20 protein-coding genes and 1 pseudogene are annotated in these 21,078 nt (G+C 28.2%); 20 read left to right on the top strand and 1 reads right to left on the bottom strand.

Annotation, left to right across the window (positions count from 1 at the left end; all coding sequences use genetic code 11):
* Positions 1-319 precede the first annotated feature (319 nt).
* The 5 genes from FNZ64_RS07210 (at position 320) to FNZ64_RS14920 (ending at position 5,109) form a co-directional block, all read left to right on the top strand.
* The gene (locus FNZ64_RS07210; protein WP_142414176.1) at positions 320-481 is read left to right on the top strand and encodes a hypothetical protein; all 162 of its coding nucleotides are present in this window, start codon (positions 320-322) and stop codon (positions 479-481) included.
* 4 nt (positions 482-485) lie between these two features.
* Entirely contained in the window at positions 486-701 is a 216-nt protein-coding gene (locus FNZ64_RS07205; RefSeq protein WP_142414175.1) for a hypothetical protein, read from the top strand.
* 1 nt (position 702) lies between these two features.
* Positions 703-1,272, top strand: coding sequence for a hypothetical protein (locus tag FNZ64_RS07200; protein ID WP_142414174.1), 570 nt, complete (start codon positions 703-705; stop codon positions 1,270-1,272).
* 644 nt (positions 1,273-1,916) lie between these two features.
* Positions 1,917-3,845: a hypothetical protein gene (locus FNZ64_RS07195; RefSeq protein WP_142414173.1), complete on the top strand. Its 1,929-nt coding sequence runs from the start codon at positions 1,917-1,919 to the stop codon at positions 3,843-3,845.
* A gap of 622 nt (positions 3,846-4,467) precedes the next feature.
* The gene (locus FNZ64_RS14920) at positions 4,468-5,109 is read left to right on the top strand and encodes an IS4 family transposase (RefSeq protein WP_243129225.1); all 642 of its coding nucleotides are present in this window, start codon (positions 4,468-4,470) and stop codon (positions 5,107-5,109) included.
* A 156-nt stretch (positions 5,110-5,265) separates the two neighbouring features.
* Here FNZ64_RS14920 and FNZ64_RS07185 read toward each other — a convergent pair whose 3' ends face one another.
* Positions 5,266-6,048, bottom strand: a complete 783-nt coding sequence (locus tag FNZ64_RS07185) for a hypothetical protein (RefSeq protein WP_142414172.1) — start codon at positions 6,046-6,048, stop codon at positions 5,266-5,268.
* A 638-nt stretch (positions 6,049-6,686) separates the two neighbouring features.
* Here FNZ64_RS07185 and FNZ64_RS07180 point away from each other — a divergent pair.
* The 15 genes and pseudogenes from FNZ64_RS07180 (at position 6,687) to FNZ64_RS07115 (ending at position 20,926) form a co-directional block, all read left to right on the top strand.
* On the top strand, positions 6,687-6,791 hold the full coding sequence (locus FNZ64_RS07180; RefSeq protein ID WP_423244937.1) for a DUF4160 domain-containing protein: 105 nt from the start codon (positions 6,687-6,689) through the stop codon (positions 6,789-6,791).
* Between the two features lie 67 nt (positions 6,792-6,858).
* Positions 6,859-7,158, top strand: coding sequence for a transposase (locus tag FNZ64_RS15105; RefSeq protein WP_423244936.1), 300 nt, complete (start codon positions 6,859-6,861; stop codon positions 7,156-7,158).
* Positions 7,122-8,084, top strand: coding sequence for an IS3 family transposase (locus tag FNZ64_RS07175; RefSeq protein WP_423244940.1), 963 nt, complete (start codon positions 7,122-7,124; stop codon positions 8,082-8,084). Before FNZ64_RS15105 ends, FNZ64_RS07175 begins: the two co-directional genes overlap by 37 nt.
* A 121-nt stretch (positions 8,085-8,205) precedes the next feature.
* A pseudogene (locus FNZ64_RS15015) lies at positions 8,206-8,367 on the top strand (DUF4160 domain-containing protein); the annotation flags it as partial.
* A gap of 13 nt (positions 8,368-8,380) precedes the next feature.
* A complete protein-coding gene (locus FNZ64_RS07165; RefSeq protein ID WP_142414170.1) occupies positions 8,381-8,629 on the top strand; it encodes a DUF2442 domain-containing protein in 249 nt (82 codons plus the stop codon).
* A 158-nt stretch (positions 8,630-8,787) separates the two neighbouring features.
* A complete protein-coding gene (locus FNZ64_RS15100) occupies positions 8,788-8,925 on the top strand; it encodes a helix-turn-helix transcriptional regulator (protein ID WP_423244935.1) in 138 nt (45 codons plus the stop codon).
* 323 nt (positions 8,926-9,248) lie between these two features.
* Positions 9,249-9,929: a response regulator transcription factor gene (locus FNZ64_RS07155; RefSeq protein WP_142414168.1), complete on the top strand. Its 681-nt coding sequence runs from the start codon at positions 9,249-9,251 to the stop codon at positions 9,927-9,929.
* On the top strand, positions 9,920-10,936 hold the full coding sequence (locus tag FNZ64_RS07150; RefSeq protein ID WP_142414167.1) for a sensor histidine kinase: 1,017 nt from the start codon (positions 9,920-9,922) through the stop codon (positions 10,934-10,936). The genes FNZ64_RS07155 and FNZ64_RS07150 overlap by 10 nt, the downstream gene beginning before the upstream one ends.
* Positions 10,937-11,050: 114 nt before the next feature.
* Positions 11,051-11,821 carry an ABC transporter ATP-binding protein gene (locus FNZ64_RS07145; RefSeq protein WP_142414166.1) on the top strand — a complete coding sequence of 257 codons (771 nt, stop codon included), beginning with the start codon at positions 11,051-11,053 and terminating at the stop codon, positions 11,819-11,821.
* Positions 11,811-13,796, top strand: coding sequence for an ABC transporter permease (locus FNZ64_RS07140; protein ID WP_142414165.1), 1,986 nt, complete (start codon positions 11,811-11,813; stop codon positions 13,794-13,796). Before FNZ64_RS07145 ends, FNZ64_RS07140 begins: the two co-directional genes overlap by 11 nt.
* A 192-nt stretch (positions 13,797-13,988) precedes the next feature.
* Complete coding sequence (locus tag FNZ64_RS07135) at positions 13,989-15,950, top strand: bifunctional metallophosphatase/5'-nucleotidase (protein WP_142414164.1); 1,962 nt, start codon at positions 13,989-13,991, stop codon at positions 15,948-15,950.
* Positions 15,951-16,363: 413 nt separating this feature from the next.
* Complete coding sequence (locus FNZ64_RS14915; protein WP_243129224.1) at positions 16,364-17,920, top strand: glycosyl hydrolase family 18 protein; 1,557 nt, start codon at positions 16,364-16,366, stop codon at positions 17,918-17,920.
* Between the two features lie 310 nt (positions 17,921-18,230).
* Positions 18,231-19,013 (top strand): class I SAM-dependent methyltransferase, encoded by a 783-nt coding sequence (locus FNZ64_RS07125; protein ID WP_142414163.1) that lies wholly within the window; start codon positions 18,231-18,233, stop codon positions 19,011-19,013.
* A 24-nt stretch (positions 19,014-19,037) separates the two neighbouring features.
* Positions 19,038-19,673 (top strand): hypothetical protein, encoded by a 636-nt coding sequence (locus tag FNZ64_RS07120; RefSeq protein ID WP_142414162.1) that lies wholly within the window; start codon positions 19,038-19,040, stop codon positions 19,671-19,673.
* A 119-nt stretch (positions 19,674-19,792) separates the two neighbouring features.
* Entirely contained in the window at positions 19,793-20,926 is a 1,134-nt protein-coding gene (locus tag FNZ64_RS07115) for an SH3 domain-containing protein (RefSeq protein WP_142414161.1), read from the top strand.
* Positions 20,927-21,078: the final 152 nt, after the last annotated feature.

Raw genomic sequence — 21,078 nt, 5'->3', positions numbered from 1 at the left:
TGTTTTATAATTTGAAATACAATAATTTTATTTGCTATTATAATAAATTGTTTGTTGTAATAATATGTAAATTGATGTACAATAAAATGGAAGAGTTCTTAATTTACTTGAGAGAATACTTTACATAACACTATAATGGAGGAATTCTAATGTATATTAACTTAGCCCAAAGAAAATGAAATTATATTTGATTTGATAAGAAAATCAATTTTATATTTGGTAAAAATGGAACTGGGAAGTCTATAATAACAAAACTAATTAAAGAACGAAGGCGTTTAAGGAAGATTGTGAACCAACAGGAACCTATGGAATTGACTATATGATTGGTGAAGAGCATCTCTTAGGAAAAGGTCTTGGGAAAAAATTGGTTAGACTGATATGTGATAAAGTAATTGAAGACCAACCTAATGCCATTCAGTTAGTCGCTGATCCAACAATCAAAAAAGAAAGAGTAAATGTAACTTCAATTAAGGTATTGTAGACAAATGGATTTTGATACGACAAGGAGACAGCGGTTTATAAAAAGCTGCTTGAAAATTAAAATATATCGCTCTGTGGGAACAAGTGGTTTTGAAATAGATGAGCATTCTGGTCATCAAACGCTATGTAATATGATATATCCATATGATGATATTAAAAAAGGGATTGGCTATCATCAACTTGAAATTTATGTGCCAATTAAATTGAAGGGGGAAAAGTAAAATGGCAAGGGTTTATGGAATTAAAAAGAAGTTGTCGCTAAATAATGTTGATGAAAAAATAATAAAAGAAATCATCGGCAACGAAGATTTAGTAGATGTTATTTCGCGAATGGAGAAGCTGCTTGACCAAGATATGATGCATGAGATTTTAGATTCATGCGCTTGTGGAGGCGGACAGAAATTTTTAAAACAATGCAAAAAGATTGGAAAAAACCTTACTGGTAAATCATTAGATGAAAAGGTAAACCATCTGAATAACAATATTTTTGATTCGGAAAAAATTATTCTCAACGGGAATAATTTATTGACAGGAACTCTTTTATACAAAGGAAATGAAAAATACAAATGCGTCTGTTCCGCCGCCGTAAAAAAGGGCATGACGGTTTCTGATCTCACAGGCTATGCTGATGATCGCACTATGCCGCTTTCTTATTGCTTTTGTTGTGCCGGATCATTTAGGCGTCACTTACAGTTACAACTGGGCGTTGGGCTAAAAACAAAAGAAATTGTTTCATCTCCGATTAACAGCAAGGGGCAAAAACCTTGTGAGTTTATTTTTGAGATAATATAAAATAAATAACAATAGTTACCAATATTGCGTTATCATTATGGAGCAGAGAATCCTTACGCCAAGGGACTACTGAGGCTTTACGAATGTCCATGCAAGGATTGCCCAAGAAATTGAGTGAAGGGAAAATTGATTTGCTGCAACCTACTGCTGAGACAATAGTTAGAAGAGATTTTTAGATTCAAATAAATGATTTTGCCACCTATTTGCCACCATAGTTTAGAATATGGTGGCAAATTATTTTTTTGCTACTAAACTTTCAATTCTCAATACCTTTAATTGTAGGCTTATTTGTCTCTCAGTTAATCCTAAACAAATGAAATCTATTACTTATTTTAACTGTGTATGATAGCTACTTTATCAATTATTTCATCACAACTATTGCAGTAGATGAGTACATATATATTCCAAAGTAGTGAAATTAAAAAAGAAAAATGTAAGAAATAGATGAAAAATGTAGAAGTAATTGTATTTAAATAAAATAAAAGTTAATATATAATAGTAAATAAATAAAAAGTATTATAAAGGAAGTTGATACTAAATTGTAATACCAAATTAATTTATGGGGAGGAATAAAGATCAAAAAAGTAAAACAAACAATTGTTTCAGTAGTTTTATGCTAAATAAATATACAAAAGGGGTTTTTTATGAAAAAAATATATGCAATTTATTTAGTTGGTTTAATGCTCATATTTTCATACATATTTAATAATTCTATATATGAAATATATGGGCTTAATAACATTGGAGATACTTCTTTAAGAGAGTATCAAGTATGTGATCTCCAAGGTGATAAGTTATTAAAAGTATATGAAGGACTTGTAGAAAATAATGCTACATTTCAAATAGTGAAAACTCCTATATCAGAAGATGAAAATATTTATTATGATATTTACCATACTGATATAAAGTCAATTAAAAAAATTATTGGTGTTTCAAATAATATTTATAGATATTTTGAAATTACACAAGATGATTTTATAGATAGTAGCGGATTATTTTCTGCTAGTTTATCGCCAGAAGAAATAAGTATGCTCTCGAAAAAAATAGGAGTAGATATAAAGGTGGTAGATAAGCAATCAATAGCTTATAGTAATATTTTAAAACAAAATTTACTACAATTTATTATATTATGTATTATTACATTGGCAATTCTCTATATATATACAATATTTAGATATAAAGTAAATGCAGTAAAAAAATTATCAGGTTTTTCTCCTACAAAAATAGTTTTTACTAATATTAAGGAAACATTGCAGATACAAAGTATTTGTATAGCAATAGTGGTTTTGGCATATTCTATTTACTATTGTTTTAAAAATAAATTTTCTTTGAGATACATAATTTTTCTAACTTTATTTTTATTTATTATTAGTAGTATTAATATTATACTAATACTATTATTACAAAAATCTGTCAAAAAACTAGATATTATTGCAGCATTAAAAAATAAAGTTTTTTCTTCTAGGTTAAATTGTATGATTCATATAATTAAGGTTGTATTAATTATTTTTATTACATTATCAATTAATATGTCTATTAAATATTATGGGGATTTGCAAGAACTGTATAAAAAATGTGATGCTTATAAAGCATTAAATAATATGTATACTTCTTATGGTTTTAATTCAGATGAATATGATAGGTTAAGAAATAATAAAAAAGAACTTGCTAAAACTCAGAATAATGTTAAGAAAATGTATATTGAAAATCAAAATAAAGCCTATGTTATGATAGATTTAATTACAGAGTATTTAAAAGAGGATTCTTTTCAGGCAGAATTAGGAGAAACAAAGGAGCAAATGGTTAATTCATATATACGTAATAACCTTATATTGAATAAAAAATATATAGAGGATTATACGAAAATTAAAATAGATTGGAATTTTAATTATCACATTCCAACCATCCTAGTGCCAAAAAAATATAAGAAATATGAAAAGGATATAAAAAGTAATTATATATCTATTTATAATTCATATGCAAATGATAGTTTTAATAAGGAGTTAGAAGATGAAAAAAATAATATAAATGATATACAAATTATTTATATTGATAATGGAATAAAATATAAAATATTAAGTTCTATTTATGATGAAGATACAGTAACTACGGAAATTCACGATTCTATTATAATTCTAGACAATGGAAGTTTTAAAAGCAGTTTTTATTATGATAATCTTGCAAATTGTAGTATAGCCTTTAAGTTAAATGATAGAAATCAATTTAAAAGTATGCTTATACAATATAATTTAGACAAGCTTTATATTACCAATACTATGTTAACACGATTTGAGATTAAAATTAGTAATTATAAATTTTTAATGGCTCAAGCAAATATTTTTATATTTCTATTTGTACTAGTATTACTATTTATTGTTTACATATCAAATTATATAGATATGATTGTAAACAGTAAAAAATATGCAGCTAAATATATTCAGGGATATAGTTCTATTAAGATTTTAAATAATAATATTGCAACAACTATAATTATGATAAGTGCTTCTATTATATTATATATTTTAAAAGTAAATTTTATAATTTATTTATTATTTATTGTCACTAGTGTTTAATTAATGGATTGAAAATCCTATTGACAATAATAACTTGTAATAAATTTCTATGTGTACCAGCAATATATAAATGAAAATAGTCAGCACCTTTGCTTTAATATAATTACCACAATCATATCGCAAAGGAGTTGCTGACTATCTATGAATAATTATATCACTATTTTTGAAAAATTATTAGATATTGTTAACTGGAACACTTTGAAAAAATCTACGTATAAGTTAGATGTTGACTATAATATAGCATCAAATCATTTGAAAACTCACCTTTACTTTCATTTAGCGAAGCTAGATAGCTTAAGGGATGTTGATGATTTTATGCAATCTGATTCTAAGCTAAAGGAGTCAATAAAAAGCGTTAGCTTGGGAACGTTGTCTAATTATAATAACTATATGGATTATAATGTTTACATTCCAATATTAAACGAACTAATTGATACTGCTTTAAAACAATTACCTGTAAATGAGAAACTTAAAAAGTTTGGAACCATAAAACTAATAGATTCTTCAACTATAAGTATGGCCAAGACTTATTTTCAGTGGGCAGAATTTCGCTCTACAAAAGCAGGAATAAAGCTTCATACAAAATTCAACTTAAGCAAAGGAGTTCCTGAGCTTATAATTNGTGTCTAATGCTAAACCACATGATAGAACTAAGATGAAAGAACTTATTACAGAAAACAACTGTATATATGTCTTTGACAAAGGCTATGTTGACTATAAAAAGTTTGATGAGTTTAGCAATAAAGGAATACGCTTTATTACCCGATTAAAAGATAATGCTGCTATAACTGAAGTAAGTAAGCTTGAAATAACTTACTCTGACGTTACTCTACTAGATGATTCTATAAATATCATTGAAGATATTATTTGCTATCTTGGTACAGAAGATATTAATATGACAAAAAATCAGTATAGGGTTATCACTGTAGTTGATTCTGAAGGTCAAATACTAACCTTTGTAACTAACATATTACAATATACTAGTGAAGATATAGCATGGTTATATAAAAAACGTTGGGATATCGAGCTATTCTTCAAATGGATTAAGCAAAATTTAAAAATTAAAAGATTCATAGGACATAGCCTTAATGCAGTTATGATGCAAATTGTTTCGGCAATAATAACATTCATTATAATAAAACTAATACAAGACGTAGCCAAAACAGCCTACGGCTTATTAAAAATAAAGAGATTAATAAAACATTCAATTACAAAATTAATAGATAATATCTTGTTTTCTTGGGAGAAGTGGTTAGGTGGCTAACTGCAACTATAAAACCATATACTTCCATACAAGCTATCACTATGCGGGCAAGTCTGCCCTTTGTTATAGGAATATTATTCTATATTAGCTTAATTTAAGAATTTTACTATAAAGAATGATTATAATACAAATGTCAATGAAAATATTTTCTAAAAATTAAACACTAGTGATATAAGTTATGTCTAAAAATTCATTTATGAATCCTAATTGATTTATTATTTCTATGGAGTTGTCAATATCCCAGTAATCCCTTACGAAAGAAAACATTGGTTCAAAGTCTACCTCTGCATTATTAGTGAAATCTTTAGATTTTACTAATCTTCCATGATCTAAAGGTTCATATGATATAGCATTAAATCCTAGATGTATAGCTATTTTAGATATTAATACCTCAGCAAAATTTTCTTTGTAGGTTCCTTTTTTAATCATGAACCAAGATCCATCTATAAGCTTCCAACACTTTTCAAAGCTTCCTATGTTAGTTAATTCTGGTGTTAAATCAGTATCATTAAATGTAACATTTTCTGAATTCCCATAAAGAGCTATGGTATTTAATCCATCTGATAATTTGCTTCTGATATGATTATATGTTAAATTTTCATTAGTCCATTTTAACCAATAGCTGTCAGTTATACTAAGGGCTCTGGATTTTACAACTATTTCATTTGGAACTTCACTTCTAACACTTAACCTACGTCTTACATGCCTAGAGTTAGCTCTATGAGTGTCAATAACTCTAGTTTGTAACCATGCATCAAAAGAACCTATATTTTCATTTAACATTATTATTGGCAATAATGATTTGTCTATAATCTTAGTTAGTTTAGAATCCTCTATAATAGCAACTTCCTTATCTTTATACATAAGTAAACCACTAAAATATGATTTATCATTTTTTGAGTATTTATTAACTAATGCACTTAAATCTAATTTGTTCATTGTTACTATCACCTCAAATAACTATTATTAGATAATTATCTAACTTATCTACTTTACTTTAAGTTTTACCTTTATTTAATAAGATTATATCACATATAACTATGGAATTTTCTTGAATACCAGTATTTAAAATCTTCATTTTAAATTTATAGAATGACTAGCTGCTCTAATATTCTCATCGCACTCTGTGAAAGCGATTCGCAGCAAATCAGAGATTTGGGCTCTCTGCTTTTCTTCAAAGTGAATTTAATAGAATTTAGAATATGATAGGAAGAAATGTACCATAAGTGATGCTCCAAATCTTTGATTTGGTTAGGGGAACTTACTTAGCGAAGGAATGTGAGTCCAGTTTCCTTTAAGTAAATGAGGTTTTTAGACTTAGGCATTTATATGACTTGCATAAGTTTATTTTTGTACATGAAGATACCGTATTATAAGTAATGATGAATTAACAAAATATGTTATAATAAAATTAGAAATAATTTTGAGTAGTATAAATAGTAATTTGTAGAGGAGGAATTGCAGATAACACGGCAATGTATTTCTAGGTATTAAAATAGTTTTTACTAATTTGTTTGAATAATTTAATTAATAAGTTATAATGAAATTGTAAATTGAATAAAGGAGTGTGAGATTTTATGCCAACAATAAGTATGTTTTATGGAATAATTATAAGGATGTATTGTGCACCAAAAGAACATGCACCATCGCATTTTCATGCTTTTTATGGAGATTACTCTTAAGCCCCTAAATGATATTGGACAATATCTGTTATGTAAAATATAATAATATTGTCAGGAGTGATTATACATGAAAAAGAAGAATTATACAGAAGAGTTTAAATCCCAAATCATTAAGGAAGTTAATAATGTAAAAGATATTGGTATAGTTGCACGTAAGCATGGAATTGCAAGATCAACGGTCAATGGATGGATAAAAAAACAAGGTTTATCATCAACTTTAATTGAGGGAAAAGAAATAACTAAAGAACTTAAAGAAAAAGAGCAAGAAAATGATCATTTAAAGAAACTGTTAGGTGAGAAAGATCTTGAAATTTCAATACTTAGAGACTTATTAAAAAAAGTAAACCCTCAATTAAAGATAAAGTAGAAATTTGTGAAAAATATATATCACAAGGATATTGTGCATTATTAGTACTTAAGATTATAAAATTAGGCAAATCAACTTATTACTATAATATTGCCAATAAAGATAAGATAAAAAAGAAACCTGTAGGTAAACCTGCTCCTGGATATTCATTTAATCTTAGTGGTGATAAAGTGTGTGATGAACAAATAAAAGAATGGATAATAGAATCAATAAATGGAGATGCAGAGTTTTATGGATATAGAAAGATAAAAGAACACATCAAGCGTGAATATAAGCTTGTATTGAACCATAAGAAAGCATATAGATTATGCAAAGAGTTAGATTTACTAAGGCCTCAGAGAAAAGTTAAAGATAAAGTTAAGAAGAGTATTGCTATAAATAGAAAAGTAAACTCTTCAAACAATGTTTGGGAGCTAGATATTAAATACGGCTATATAAAAGGAGAAGATAGATTTTTCTTCTTACTAAATGTAATTGATGTATTTGACAGAACATTAATTGACTATCATATGGGATTAAGTTGTGATGCTAAAGATACCGCAGCTACCCTTAGGCGCTGTCTTATTAAAAGAAATTTATTTCAAAAGGATATTGAATTACCTGTGGTAAGAACTGATAATGGTCCACAGTTTATTAGTAATACCTTCAAAGAGACTTGTGAAATTTTGGGTATCCATCATGAGAGAATACCTGTTAGAACACCAAATAAGAATGCCCATATTGAATCTTTTCACAGAATATTAGAGGATGAGTGTTTTAGTGTTAATGAATTTAATGATTATAAAGAAGCATTTATAAGTGTAGATGAATTTATGAAAAGATATAATAACCGTAGAATTCATTCAAGCTTAGGATATAAGACTCCAAGTGAATTTTATAACCTTTATTCTGGAGAAACTCTAGAATGGATGACAGTTAAGTTATAGTGTATAAAAATACATAGTAAATGAATTAAGCCTATAACTTATGATGGCATGAAAATTGAAGTAATAGCGAGAATTTAATAGAGTTTGTCCAAAATAAAGGGGTTAATCCGATTATAAGGCAGTTATAGATATAAATACTTGTGAATTAATAGAAGGCAACTTACCAAGAAAACAATTAAGATTAGTATTAGCATGGGCTGAACTTCATCAAGATGAATTAAAGGCTAATTGGAATTTAGCAATGGAAAGTGAATTACCATTTAAAATAGAACCTTTAAAATAAAGAGGTGATGTATATGTACTTATCAGTAAAAGATGTAAAAGCCTTAGACGGGTATAAGTTACTACTAACTTTTGAAAATGGTGAAGTAAGATTATTTGATATGAATCCATATTTAAATAAAGGTATCTTTAAAGAACTAAAAGATACATCAATATTTAAATCAGTGAAAGCAAGTTTTGATAGCGTGGAGTGGGAAAACGAAGCTGATATAGATCCAGAAACTTTATATGAGGATAGTGTTCCTTATTATAAGAATCCATAACACCCAGAAAAAGTATACTGCTTGACTACATCCTTTTTCTGGAACAACACCTGAGATTGTGACATAAGATTGAGGACAATATTACTGAAAAAATAGATGTAAAGGAAGTTGCAAAAATAGCTTTGTCCTCAGAATTTCACTTTCAAAGGATGTATTATATGATAACAGGTGTTACAGTAAGTGAATATACAAGGAGAAGAAGATTGTCTTTAGCTACACAGGACTTATTTATGGGGAATAGGGTAACCGATGTAGCTTTGAAATATGGATACCAATTAAAAAGTAAATCTTTATAAATACTTAATAGGTATTGTATAGTACGGTAATATTATTTTCCACCATAGAAATATGGTGGATTTTTTATTAGCAAAGCTTAAGGCAGCAATACTTGTAATATTATAGTAAAAAGGTATAATTTAAAATAAAGAGGTGGTGAGGGCAGAAAAATAGCAATTGTTGAGGATGAAAAAGTTCACCAGGATTATTTGGATAAAATGCTTGAAAACATAGCAAAAGAGTATAAAGGTGAATAAATAGATAAGAAAAAATTATAACGTGGTAATTTAACGTATTTAAGTTATAAATAATGTTTTTAATTATAAAATATTTAGGAGGAACTATGGACACAAAGAAAATTTTTATTATAGAGGATGAAGAAAAAATTAGAAATGAACTGTGTACTTTTTTAAATAAATATGGATATGAAACTAGCTATTCTTTAAATTTTGAAAATATAGTAGAAGAGGTTATGAAAGAAAGGTATCATTTAATTTTACTAGATATTAATCTTCCTTATTATGATGGTTATTATATTTGTAGAGAAATTAGGAGAAGGAGTACTGTGCCAATAATAATTGTAACAAGCAGAGATAACGAAGTAGATGAACTTATGAGCATGAACTTAGGGGCAGACGATTTTATAACAAAGCCTTATAATACCCAAATACTTTTAGCTAGAATATCTTCAATAATAAGAAGAGCTTATAGTAATTCTGATTCAGAGATATTGGAATATAGGGGACTTTTGCATAATTTATCTATAAGTGAAGTGGAATATAATAATAATAAAATTGAACTTAGCAAAAATGAAAGTAAAATACTATATGTTTTGATGAAAAATAAGGAAAAGATAGTATCTAGAAATGAAATAATAGAAGCTTTATGGCAATCAGATGAATTTGTTGATGATAATACATTAACAGTAAATATAAATAGATTAAGAAAAAAGCTAGAGGAGATAGGAGCAGTAGATTATTTAAAAACTAAGAGAGGGCAAGGATATATATTAATATGGGATTAATGGATTTTATTAAAGAAAGAATATTATTTATAATTATAAGTTTGTCTATAATGATATTTAGTTCAATATTACTAGCTGCTTTAAAGGTAGACTTCTATGCTATTTTTTTTATCTTTATACTTAATTTAATTGGGATATCTATATTTCATGTATATGATTATTTTAATAAAAAAAAGTATTATAATGAGCTAATGTTAAATTTAGATAGGTTAGATAAAAAGTATTTAATTTCAGAAATCATAGATGAGGGGGATTTTTTAGATAGTAAGATTTTATATTCCATAATTAAAGAAGCTACTAAAGCTATGAACGATGAAATTGCCTCTTTAAAAATAAATAATAATGAATATAGAGAATACATAGAGCTGTGGGTTCATGAGATAAAAACTCCAATAGCAAGCTGTAAATTACTTGTAGAAAATAATAAATCAGAGGTAACAAAAAGCATAGATGAGGAAATAGTAAAGGTTGAAAACTATATAGAACAAGCACTTTTTTACACTAGAAGTAATGCTTTGGAAAAAGATTACATAATAAAAGAATTAAACTTAAAAAACTCTGTTAATAAAGTTGTAAAAAGAAATGCTAATATCTTAATAGAAAGAAAAATAAAAATTGAAGTAAAAGATTTAGATAAAATTGTTTATTCAGATAGCAAGTGGATTGAGTTTATTATAAATCAAATAGTATCTAATTCTATTAAATATATGGAGAAGGGTGAAGGTACAATTAGGTTCTATACAAATGAAATAGGAGAAAATATTATTTTAAACATTGAAGATACAGGTATTGGTATGAGTGAAAAAGATGTAATTAAGGCTTTTGAAAAGGGTTATACTGGCGAAAATGGTCGTAAGTTCGGAAAATCCACAGGTATAGGGTTATATCTATGCAAAAAGTTAGTCATAAAACTTGGACTTGGAATAAATTTAACTTCAGAAATTAATGTAGGAACTAAGGTATCCATAATATTTCCTATAAATAGAATGATGATTTTTGAAAATTAGTTTTAAATATAGTTATATTACAAAAGTGTAAGTTTTCTGTTAGGTTATTCTATGGATTGAAGTCTTAATAAATCTTACAATTATTCTATAAGATTGATTAGGAGGCAGGATAATATGAAAAAAGAAGTGTTAAGAGTAAGTAATATAGAGAAGTATTATGGAAGAAAAGGCAATATTACTAAAGCACTTGAGAATATAAGCTTTTCTGTTGAAGAAGGAGAATTTATTGGTGTAATGGGGGCTTCAGGTAGTGGAAAAACTACACTTTTAAATTGTATATCCACAATAGATAAGGTAACTAGTGGGCATATTTATATATCGGAAAATGATATTACAAAATTAAACTCAAAAAACATAGCAAAGTTTAGAAGAGAAGAGTTAGGATTTATATTTCAGGACTTTAATCTTTTAGATACTTTAACAGCTTATGAAAATATAGCTTTAGCTTTAACTATATTAAAAGTTAATCACAAGGAAATAGACAAAAGGGTAAAAGATATAGCTAAAAAGCTAAATATAGAAGAAGTTTTAAATAAATACCCTTATGAAATGTCTGGTGGACAAAAACAGAGAGTTGCTTCTGCCAGAGCAATAATAACAAATCCTTCATTAATATTAGCAGATGAACCAACTGGGGCATTAGATTCTAAATCAGCTAAAATGCTTTTAGAAAGCTTAGAGGATTTGAATAAAAGTTTAAATGCTACAATTATGATGGTTACTCATGATGCTTTTTCTGCTAGTTATGCAAGTCGCATTTTATTTATTAAGGATGGAAAGATATTTAATGAATTAGTTCGTGGAGAGGACTCAAGAAAAGAATTCTTCGAGAAGATAATTGAAGTTATAACCCTTCTTGGAGGTGACCAAAATAATGTATTCTAAGCTAGCCTTTAGGAATTTAAAAAGAAGTTTTAGAGATTATACTATTTATTTCTTAACCTTAGTATTTGGAGTATGTATATTTTACACCTTTAATTCAATACAATCTCAAAGTATTATGATGGAATTAAATGAAGTTCAAGCCTCAGCCTTTGAACAAGTAGAAGGTATAATGGGTTTTGCATCTATATTTGTATCCTTTGTTTTAGGATTTTTAATTATATATGCAAATAATTATTTAATAAAAAGAAGAAAAAAAGAATTTGGAATATATATGACACTGGGAATGGAAAAAGGAAGTTTATCTAAAATAATTTTTATAGAAACCTTAATAGTAGGGGTAATATCTTTAGCTATAGGTTTAGGTATAGGAGTACTTTTATCACAAGGATTATCAGTATTAACAGCAAAAATGTTTGAAGTAAATCTTACTAAGTTTAAATTTATTTTTTCATCAAGTTCAATGATAAAAACCTTGCTTTGCTTTGGTGGTATATATTTAATTGTATTAATGTTTAATTCAATAACTATAAGAAAAGTTAATCTTATTGATTTATTAACCTCAGCAAGAAAAAATGAAAATATAAAGATAAGAAATGTTTGGATTTCTGTAATAACCTTTATTATAAGCTGTAGTATTATTTGTTATGCATACCATATGATTTTAAAGGGTGGAGTAGCTGAATTAAACGTTAAAGTAACTGGGGTAAGTATATTATTAGGTACAATTGGAACATTCTTATTTTTCTTTTCTTTATCAGGATTTTTATTAAAGTTATTTCAAGCTAATAAAAAACATTATCTAAAAGGTTTAAATATGTTTGTTTTAAGACAAATAAACAGTAAGATAAATACAGTATTTATATCTATGTCTTTTATATGCTTAATGCTATTTTTCGGAATTTGTATGTTTTCAGGCGGACTTGGAATAAATAGTGCCATGAATGCAGAGATAAAAGACTTAACTCAATATGATTTAACATTTTGGAACTTTAATGGAGGTAATATAGAAAAAATATTGCAAGAAAATGGAGTAGATTTAAGTAAGTATTCTAGTGAATATATAAATTACACAAATTTTAACAGTGGTTTAAAATATAATGATATATTACCAGAGGAAGGAAAAGAAAAACTTAAAAACTATTATCCTGTAAGCTCAAATCAACCAGTTCAGGTTATAGGAATATCAAAATTTAATGAAATTATGAAGATGGCAAAAAAAGATGGCATAAAATTAAATAAGGATGAATATGCAATCTTTACGGATATAAAGGACTCTATAAAGGTATTTGATAAAATTTTAGATTCTAATAAGGAAATAGATATAAATGGATTTAAATTAAAGCCAAGTAAGGTTAAGACCATGGAAGTTGTTGCTTATGACCAGATGATAAAAACTAACATATGTACCGTTATAGTTAATGATTCTATTACAAAGGGGTTACCAGTTAAAAGTTCTTTCTTAAATTTAAATTATAAGAAAGATAAGTCTGAGGTAGAAAAATTAATCAAAACAGAAATAGATCCTATAGAAGGAAAAGACAAGTTTTACTACATAACAAAAGATGATTTATTGGCAAATTCATCAAGTGTGGGAGCCATAATATCTTATTTAGGAATCTATATTGGAGGGGTATTTTTAATAACTTCAGCAGCGGTATTAGCACTTCAACAGCTATCTGAATCAACAGAAAATATAGAGAGATATAACCTATTAAGAAAAATAGGAGTAGACGAAAAAGTAATTAATAAATCCTTGTTAAGTCAAATAGCCATATACTTTATAATGCCATTATCCTTGGCATTGATACATTCCATAGTTGGACTAGAATTTTCTAGGAAAATAATAAATGTAGTTGGCGGCGTAGGAGCAATGAATAATGTATTAATTTCACTATTTGTATTAATACTTATATATGGTGGATATTTTATAGCAACTTATTTTGGAGCAAAGAAAAATATAAGTCAAAGAATATAATATGAAAAATTTATAGACTATCAATTTTCTATACGAAGCCCTGTAACCTTATGGTCGGGGAGGTTCACAAGTGAATATCGATATATGATGTTGGTATAATATAAAGCCCTTGATTTCAGGGGCTTTTATTGTTTTTTCAAGGTAATAATGATAATATGTTTTTACAATACAAGTTTAAAGGAGAAATAACATATGAAAAAATTATTTAGGATACTTTGCTTGGTTATAATAGTAGCCATGCTACCTTTTCATAGTATATCAAAGGTTTATGCGCAGGAGAATAAAAAATCCTTAACTATACTTTTTACTCATGACATGCATGGGAATTTACTGCCTTTTAATGTACTAGAAAATGGACAAGCTAAACAAGTTGGTGGTTATGCAAGGCTACAAAGTGCTATTAATCAAGAAAGAGAGAAAGATCCTAACTTACTTTTAGTTGATGCAGGTGATTACTCAATGGGTACTTTATTTCAATCAATTTATTCTAGTGATGCACCAGAACTTAGAATCTTAGGGCAAATGGGATATGATGTAACAACTTTTGGAAACCATGAATTTGATTTTAGAGATAAAGGTTTGGCTGAAAGTTTAAATGCTGCAAGAAATAGTAAGGAGAGATTACCTCAGATTGTAGCATCAAATATTACATATCCTAAGGACAAAAATGGAAATATCACTGAAGCTTTAAATAATCTAAAACAAGCTATGAATGACTATGGTGTAAAAGATTATACAGTAATTGAGAAAAATGGAGTGAAAATAGGTTTATTTGGATTGATGGGAAAGGATGCAGAAGACAGTGCTCCTATGACAGAAGTAAAGTTTAATGACCCAGCTGAAAGTGCAAAAAGGGTTGTTAATATATTAAAGGAAAAAGAAAAGGTTGACCTTATTATTTGTTTGTCACATTCAGGCACAGATAAAGATAAATCTAGATCTGAAGATGAATTAATAGCAAAAAAGGTAAAGGATATAGATATTATAATAAGCGGACATACACATACTAAACTCACTGAACCACTTAAGGTAGGAAAAACAGTCATAGCTTCTTGTGGAGAGTATGGAAAAAATTTAGGGAAAATTAACATTTCTAAGACTTCAAAGGGTAGTTGGGAAATTGATAATTATAAGTTTAAGCCAATAAATAGCAGTTTACCAGAGGAGCCTAATATTTCAAAAACAATAAATAATTTTAAAAATACAGTACAAGAAAAATATTTAAGTAATTTTGGGTTAAAATTTGATGAGGTTCTTGCTAATTTAAGCTTTAATTTTAAGGAAAGATCTAGTATTGGAGTAAATCATGGTGAAGATACCCTAGGAAACTTTATTACAGATGCCTATATATATGCTACGAAAAAAGCAGAAGGTCCTAACTATGAACCTATAGCCATGGCAATTGTACCAGAGGGTAACATAAGAGGATCATTTGTAAAAGGAAATATAACTACATCAGATGCATATAATGTGAGCTCCCTAGGTATAGGAGCAGATAAACTTTCAGGATATCCTTTGATATCAGCATATCTCACCGGTAAAGAAATAAAGACAGCCTGTGAGGTAGAAGCATCTATTTCACCTATAATGTCCGCTGCAAAGCTTTATATGTCAGGAGTAAGCTTTAAGTTTAATCCTAACAGGCTTATTTTTAATAAGGTTACAGAGGCTAAGTTTCAAAATTCTAATGGTTCCTTAGAAAAAATTCAGGATGATAAGCTTTACCGAGTGGTAGCAGGACTATATTCAGCTCAGATGCTTTCAGTAGTAGGCGAGAAATCTTTTGGCTTATTGTCAATTGTCCCAAAAACTAAAGATGGCAAACCAATTACTGATTATGAAGCACAGATAATAACTAATACAGTTAATGGAAATAAGTGTGAAGTAAAAGAATGGTTAGCTATTGCAGAATACCTTAAATCCTTTGATAAAGTAGAGGGGATTTCTGAGGTGTCTAAATATTATAATACTAATCATAATAGAATAATTGTTGATAACAACCCTAGTATATTAGCTATTTTAAGAAATCCAAATGGCATTGCTATTGCAGGTTATTGCATTATCATAGTAATAATTGCATTGATTGCATTTATAATACTTATGTTAGTTAAGCGAAAAAAGAAAAAACAACTTATGACTATGAGAAATTTTTAATTTTAATATAGAATTTATATCAAAGTGTGTACCAAAGTGTTCACCAAAGTACTTACCAACTATATACCAAAGTACTTACCAAACCATATACCAAAGTACTTACCAAATGACTTACCAAAGCATGGTAAAAAGGTAAACATTAATATACTAGACTAGACAAGACTATACAAGAACAGAATAGACTATAACAGACTATAACAGACAATAATAATAATTGCAATAATAATAATTATAATAAAGTTATAAGTAAGTAGGGCAATAATAGAAAAATCTGCATAAGTATTTATAGTGACTTGATGTACAGTAGGGAAAATTGTAAAAGTATCCTCACTACTTTTTACAACATTTACATGTGAATTGAAAATTGTAGTATAACGATAAATAGGTATAAACAAAAGAAGGGGGAGTAACTTGTGAAGAAGTATAAAAAAACTTTACCAATGTTATTTTTAATGTTTATAGTAATTATAACAAGTGTAGCAGCAGCTAAACCTAGAAGTACATCAAAACTACCGAGAACACCTACTAAGCTTAGGACCGTATCTATAACTTCTAAAGTAGTAAATTTAACTTGGAATTCAGTAACAGCATCAGGATATAGAATTTATAGGGCATCGAACAATAACTCAAAATACACTTTATTGGCAAATACAACTTCAAGAACTTATAAAGATACTAAGGTTAGTGCAGGAAAAACTTATTGGTATTATATTGTAGCTTATAATAAGTATGGACGTTCTTCGGGATCTAATCGTTTAAAAGTAGTAGTTCCCAAAATTAAAACTTCAACAAGTACAAAAACTGTATCAAGCAAGACAAAAGTTGCAACAAGTACTAAAAAGCCATCAACCAACAAGCAGACTACAACAAATACCAAAAGTGTATCAAGTAACAAGCAAGCAACAACAAGTGTCCAAAGTGTGTCAAACAATAAACAAACTACAACAAGCACTCAAAATACATCAAGCAATAAACAAGCTTCAACAAGTATCCAAACCGTATCAAGCAATAATCAAGTTGTAACAGGTAAGAAAAAGGTTCTGGGATTTGCAACTTACTATTATTCTGGAGATAGTTCTTCATACAACTCAATGGTTAATAATAGGAGTAATATTGATCAAATAGCTACTCATAATTATATAACAGATGGAAAAGGTAACATAACAGGATTGATGCCAACTAATCAGTTAACTTATGCTAATAAAAATGGAATAGAAACTTTAGCCATGGTAGCTAATAATTTTGATGGAAATATAGCAAAGACCTTACTTGAAAGTCCATCCAATGTAAAAAATCTTATAAATAATATATTAGTTCAAATGAAGACCAATGGATATAAGGGGGTAAATATAGACTTGGAAGGAATTTACTCTTACAACAGAAATCAATATACTGAGTTTATAAAACAGCTATATAACACCCTTAAGCCTCAAGGCTTTACAGTTACTTTATCTGTTCCAGCTAAAATTAATGATAATCCAGCTAATACCTGGTGTGCAGCTTATGACTATGCTAAGCTTGGCAATTATGCAGATAAGATTATATTAATGACCTATGATGAACATTACCCAGGAGGCGAACCAGGGGCAGTAGCTTCAATAAATTGGGTAGAAAATGTTATAAAATATGCTGTTTCAGTAATTCCAAAGGAAAAAATACTTTTAGGTACAGCAGCTTATGGATATGATTGGTCATCAAATGGAACTAAAGCTTATGGAATACAAGGAGTTTATAATTTAGCTACAAAATATGGAGCAACTATATTATGGGACAAGCTATCACAAACGCCTTATTTCAATTATAAAGATGCTTCAGGTATAAGCCATACTGTATGGTTTGAAAATGAAAACAGTCTTAAGTATAAATTAGATTTAGTAAATAAATATGATTTAAATGGAATAGGTATATGGAGATTGGGACTTGAAAACGCCCCGTATTGGACAAGTATTAAAGAAAAATTTAGTAGATAAAGAGAGTAGAGCGGATAGACATAGGATAAAATAATTAGCTGTTGCCAACTGACATAATAGTTAGATGGTAGCAGCTTTTTTCTTTTGAATAAGAAAATGGTAATAGCAAATAAGAATTTAAATATTTAAATTAGGTATTTTAAATAATATTGATAATAACCGGAAAAAAGAATATAATTATGGAAATATATATATTGTAAGAATTTACTTCTACTTGTGATTATAAACAAATTAATTAAAGAGTAAATTGAGGTGTTCTTATAAGAGAATAATAATTTTAATTAGTATTTTTAATTGGGGAGGGGTTATTATGGATAATATAATTGAATATTATGAGGATTATGATGAGGATTCGAGGCTTATTAAGGATAACGCACATAGAATAGAGTTCATTACAACTGTGCACTATCTTGATAAGTATATAAATAGTGAATCTAGGATTCTTGAAGTTGGGGCTGGAACGGGAAAATATTCACTTTATTTTGCAGAAAAGGGATGTAAGGTAACAGCACTTGATTTGGTTCCAAAGCATATCGATACAATTAAGGGAAAGGCTGAGCTTAGTAACATAGAGATAGATGCTGTAGTTGGAAATGCTTTAAATCTAAAATGTTTTGAGAAGGAAAGTTTTGATTTTGTTTTGTGCCTTGGACCTTTATATCATCTTTCTAGTGAAGAGGATAGAAGTACTTGTATTAAGGAGTGTTTAAGAGTTTTAAAAAAAGGAGGAATTTTGGCAGTTGCTTATATCAATAGATTTGCAACCTTTGTAAATATGATAACCAGGGATAAGAAGAATGTATATGATGAAGGGCTTTTGAAGATTACATCAGATGGCCTGGAATTTGGGGATAAAAGAGACTGTTTTTATTTTTCTTCATATAAGGAAATAGAATCTTTTATGAAAAACTTTAATGTAAATAAAATAAAAAATATTGCATCAGATGGAATAGGGGGAACCTTAAGGAATAATCTAAGGGAATTTAATGAAGAGGAATTTAATAGGTGGATGGATTTTCACTTTATGACATGCGAGGATGAGAGTCTTATCGGGTACAGTCAACATGGATTATATATATGTGAGAAGTTATAAAATTAATATATAAGGGGAATCAACATGAAAGTGAAAAGAATAGTCCAAGCTATTTTCATACTTATAGTTATTGGTCTAAGTGTTTTCTTTATAACTACCTTTAGCAAAAAAGAGTTAAGTATACAAGAGATAAAAGACCCTAGTAATACGGAATATATAAAAAAAGAGAAGAATAAAGAATTTTTTGATATAAAATGTAATTACAAGATTGAAAAAAATCAAAATGAATTAAAAGAATCTGTGATTAAGTATGATTTTCATATTATAAATAAAACAAACCATTCAGTTAATATGGGGGTTGGTATGCATATTCCACAGATATTATGTGATAAGGGTATTATTTCTAGTGAAGAGTCACGAACGGCTTTATTTTTAGAAGAGGATAAGCCGGTTACAACTGGAAACATGGTAGTAATGAATTATTCTTCCTTAGCTAAGGATTATGAGTCTTTAATAGAAGAAGAAAAAAAGATTTTTAATGAATTTAAAGATACTTTATATTTAGAATTATATATAGACGGAAATATTTTTTATGTAGAAACATCTTCTAAAGGAGATAAACTTATAAGTGAAGAAGAATTTATTAAAAAAGCAGGACCTTTTTCTAAGGGAAGATTAAAGGATGAGCTTAAAAAAGTTTATAGATTAAAAGATAAATAAATATTTCAATTGGATTAGCTGGTACATTTTGATTATTGATAGGACTCCTCCTTGGCAATATAATTAGGTTACCTATGATAACGTAGATTACTATTAAAATTTTCACAAGGGGTGAGAGAATGAAAAAGTTTTTTTCCGCATTTCTTTCTTTATTATTACTTCTACCATTAACTCCATTTAACCAAAAAGCGGTTAGGGCAGCAGAAGTTACTCAAATCACCAGAGCTCAGGCTGAGCAGAGGGCACTTAATATGATTGATCTTAAGTGGACTTACTCAAGGGACAAAAACAGTAATTTAAGTCCATACAATTTAAACCTTGTAACACAACCAGATCAGCTTAAAAGTGTTATATCAGACGAAATGAAAGGTATTCCGTATAACTGGGGAGGGCTTGATGGACTCGATACAAACTCCATAAATGCTCCATGGACAAGCTTTCTTGATGCTGTAAACAAGGGTGCTTATACTGGAAATGTTAATACAGAGGCAGGATATGGTTATATTTCCGGAACAGCTGGAATTGATTGCTCAGGATTTGTACAAGCTACTTATAATATTCATGATTATAAGATTTCTACATCCACAATGTTTAATAAGTATTTTACAAAGATAGACATTAAGGATATAAAGCATATGGATATTTTAAACAAGCCATATGACCATGTGGTTATATTTGATAGATGGGGAACTTTAAATGGGGTTTATGGAGCATTTACTTATGAATCAACCCCAGATACAACATATGGTGGAATTCAAGGAACTAAAAGATACTTTTTAAGTATGAATGAGATTAATAAAGGATATATACCAGGAAGATATGTAAACATTGCAGAGGACAATGCTAGTGCACAAGGTAACTTTGCAAAGGTTACAAATGTTCAATCCTATGCAAATTTTAGACTTGGACCATCAACATCATCATCATTAATAGGAACAATTCCAAAAGGAACAGTTTTATATTTAATAAGCTATTCATCTGGATGGTATCAAGTAAATTATAATGGCAAGGTTGGATATATATATGAAAGCCTTCTTTCACCAATTGAAAGCGGAAAATATGTGGCAGTTAAATCTGTATATCAGCTTAACATAAGAACTGCACCTTCAACAACATCACAAATCATTGGAACTATCTCTCAAAATCAATATGCTGAGGTGATAGGCTATTCTCAAGATGGCAACTGGGTTAAGATAAGATTAAATGGTGTTGAGGGATGGTCATCTAAGACATACCTTAGTTATATATACTAATTAGCATATATAATTTTAAGAATATTGTTGAAATAACATAGAAAAAGTTTTTAAATAATAACTTTTAATCATAAGTGTGGTAATTGTATGAATGGGATTTAGTTTTCAATAATATTAAAGCTGGAACAACCTAATTCTAAGGTGTAGTTCCA

This window comes from Hathewaya massiliensis, assembly GCF_902143515.1.
Lineage (GTDB): Bacteria > Bacillota > Clostridia > Clostridiales > Clostridiaceae > Hathewaya > Hathewaya massiliensis.
The sequence above is the reverse complement of the archived record's forward strand: the minus strand, read 5'-3'. Positions and strand labels throughout refer to the sequence as shown.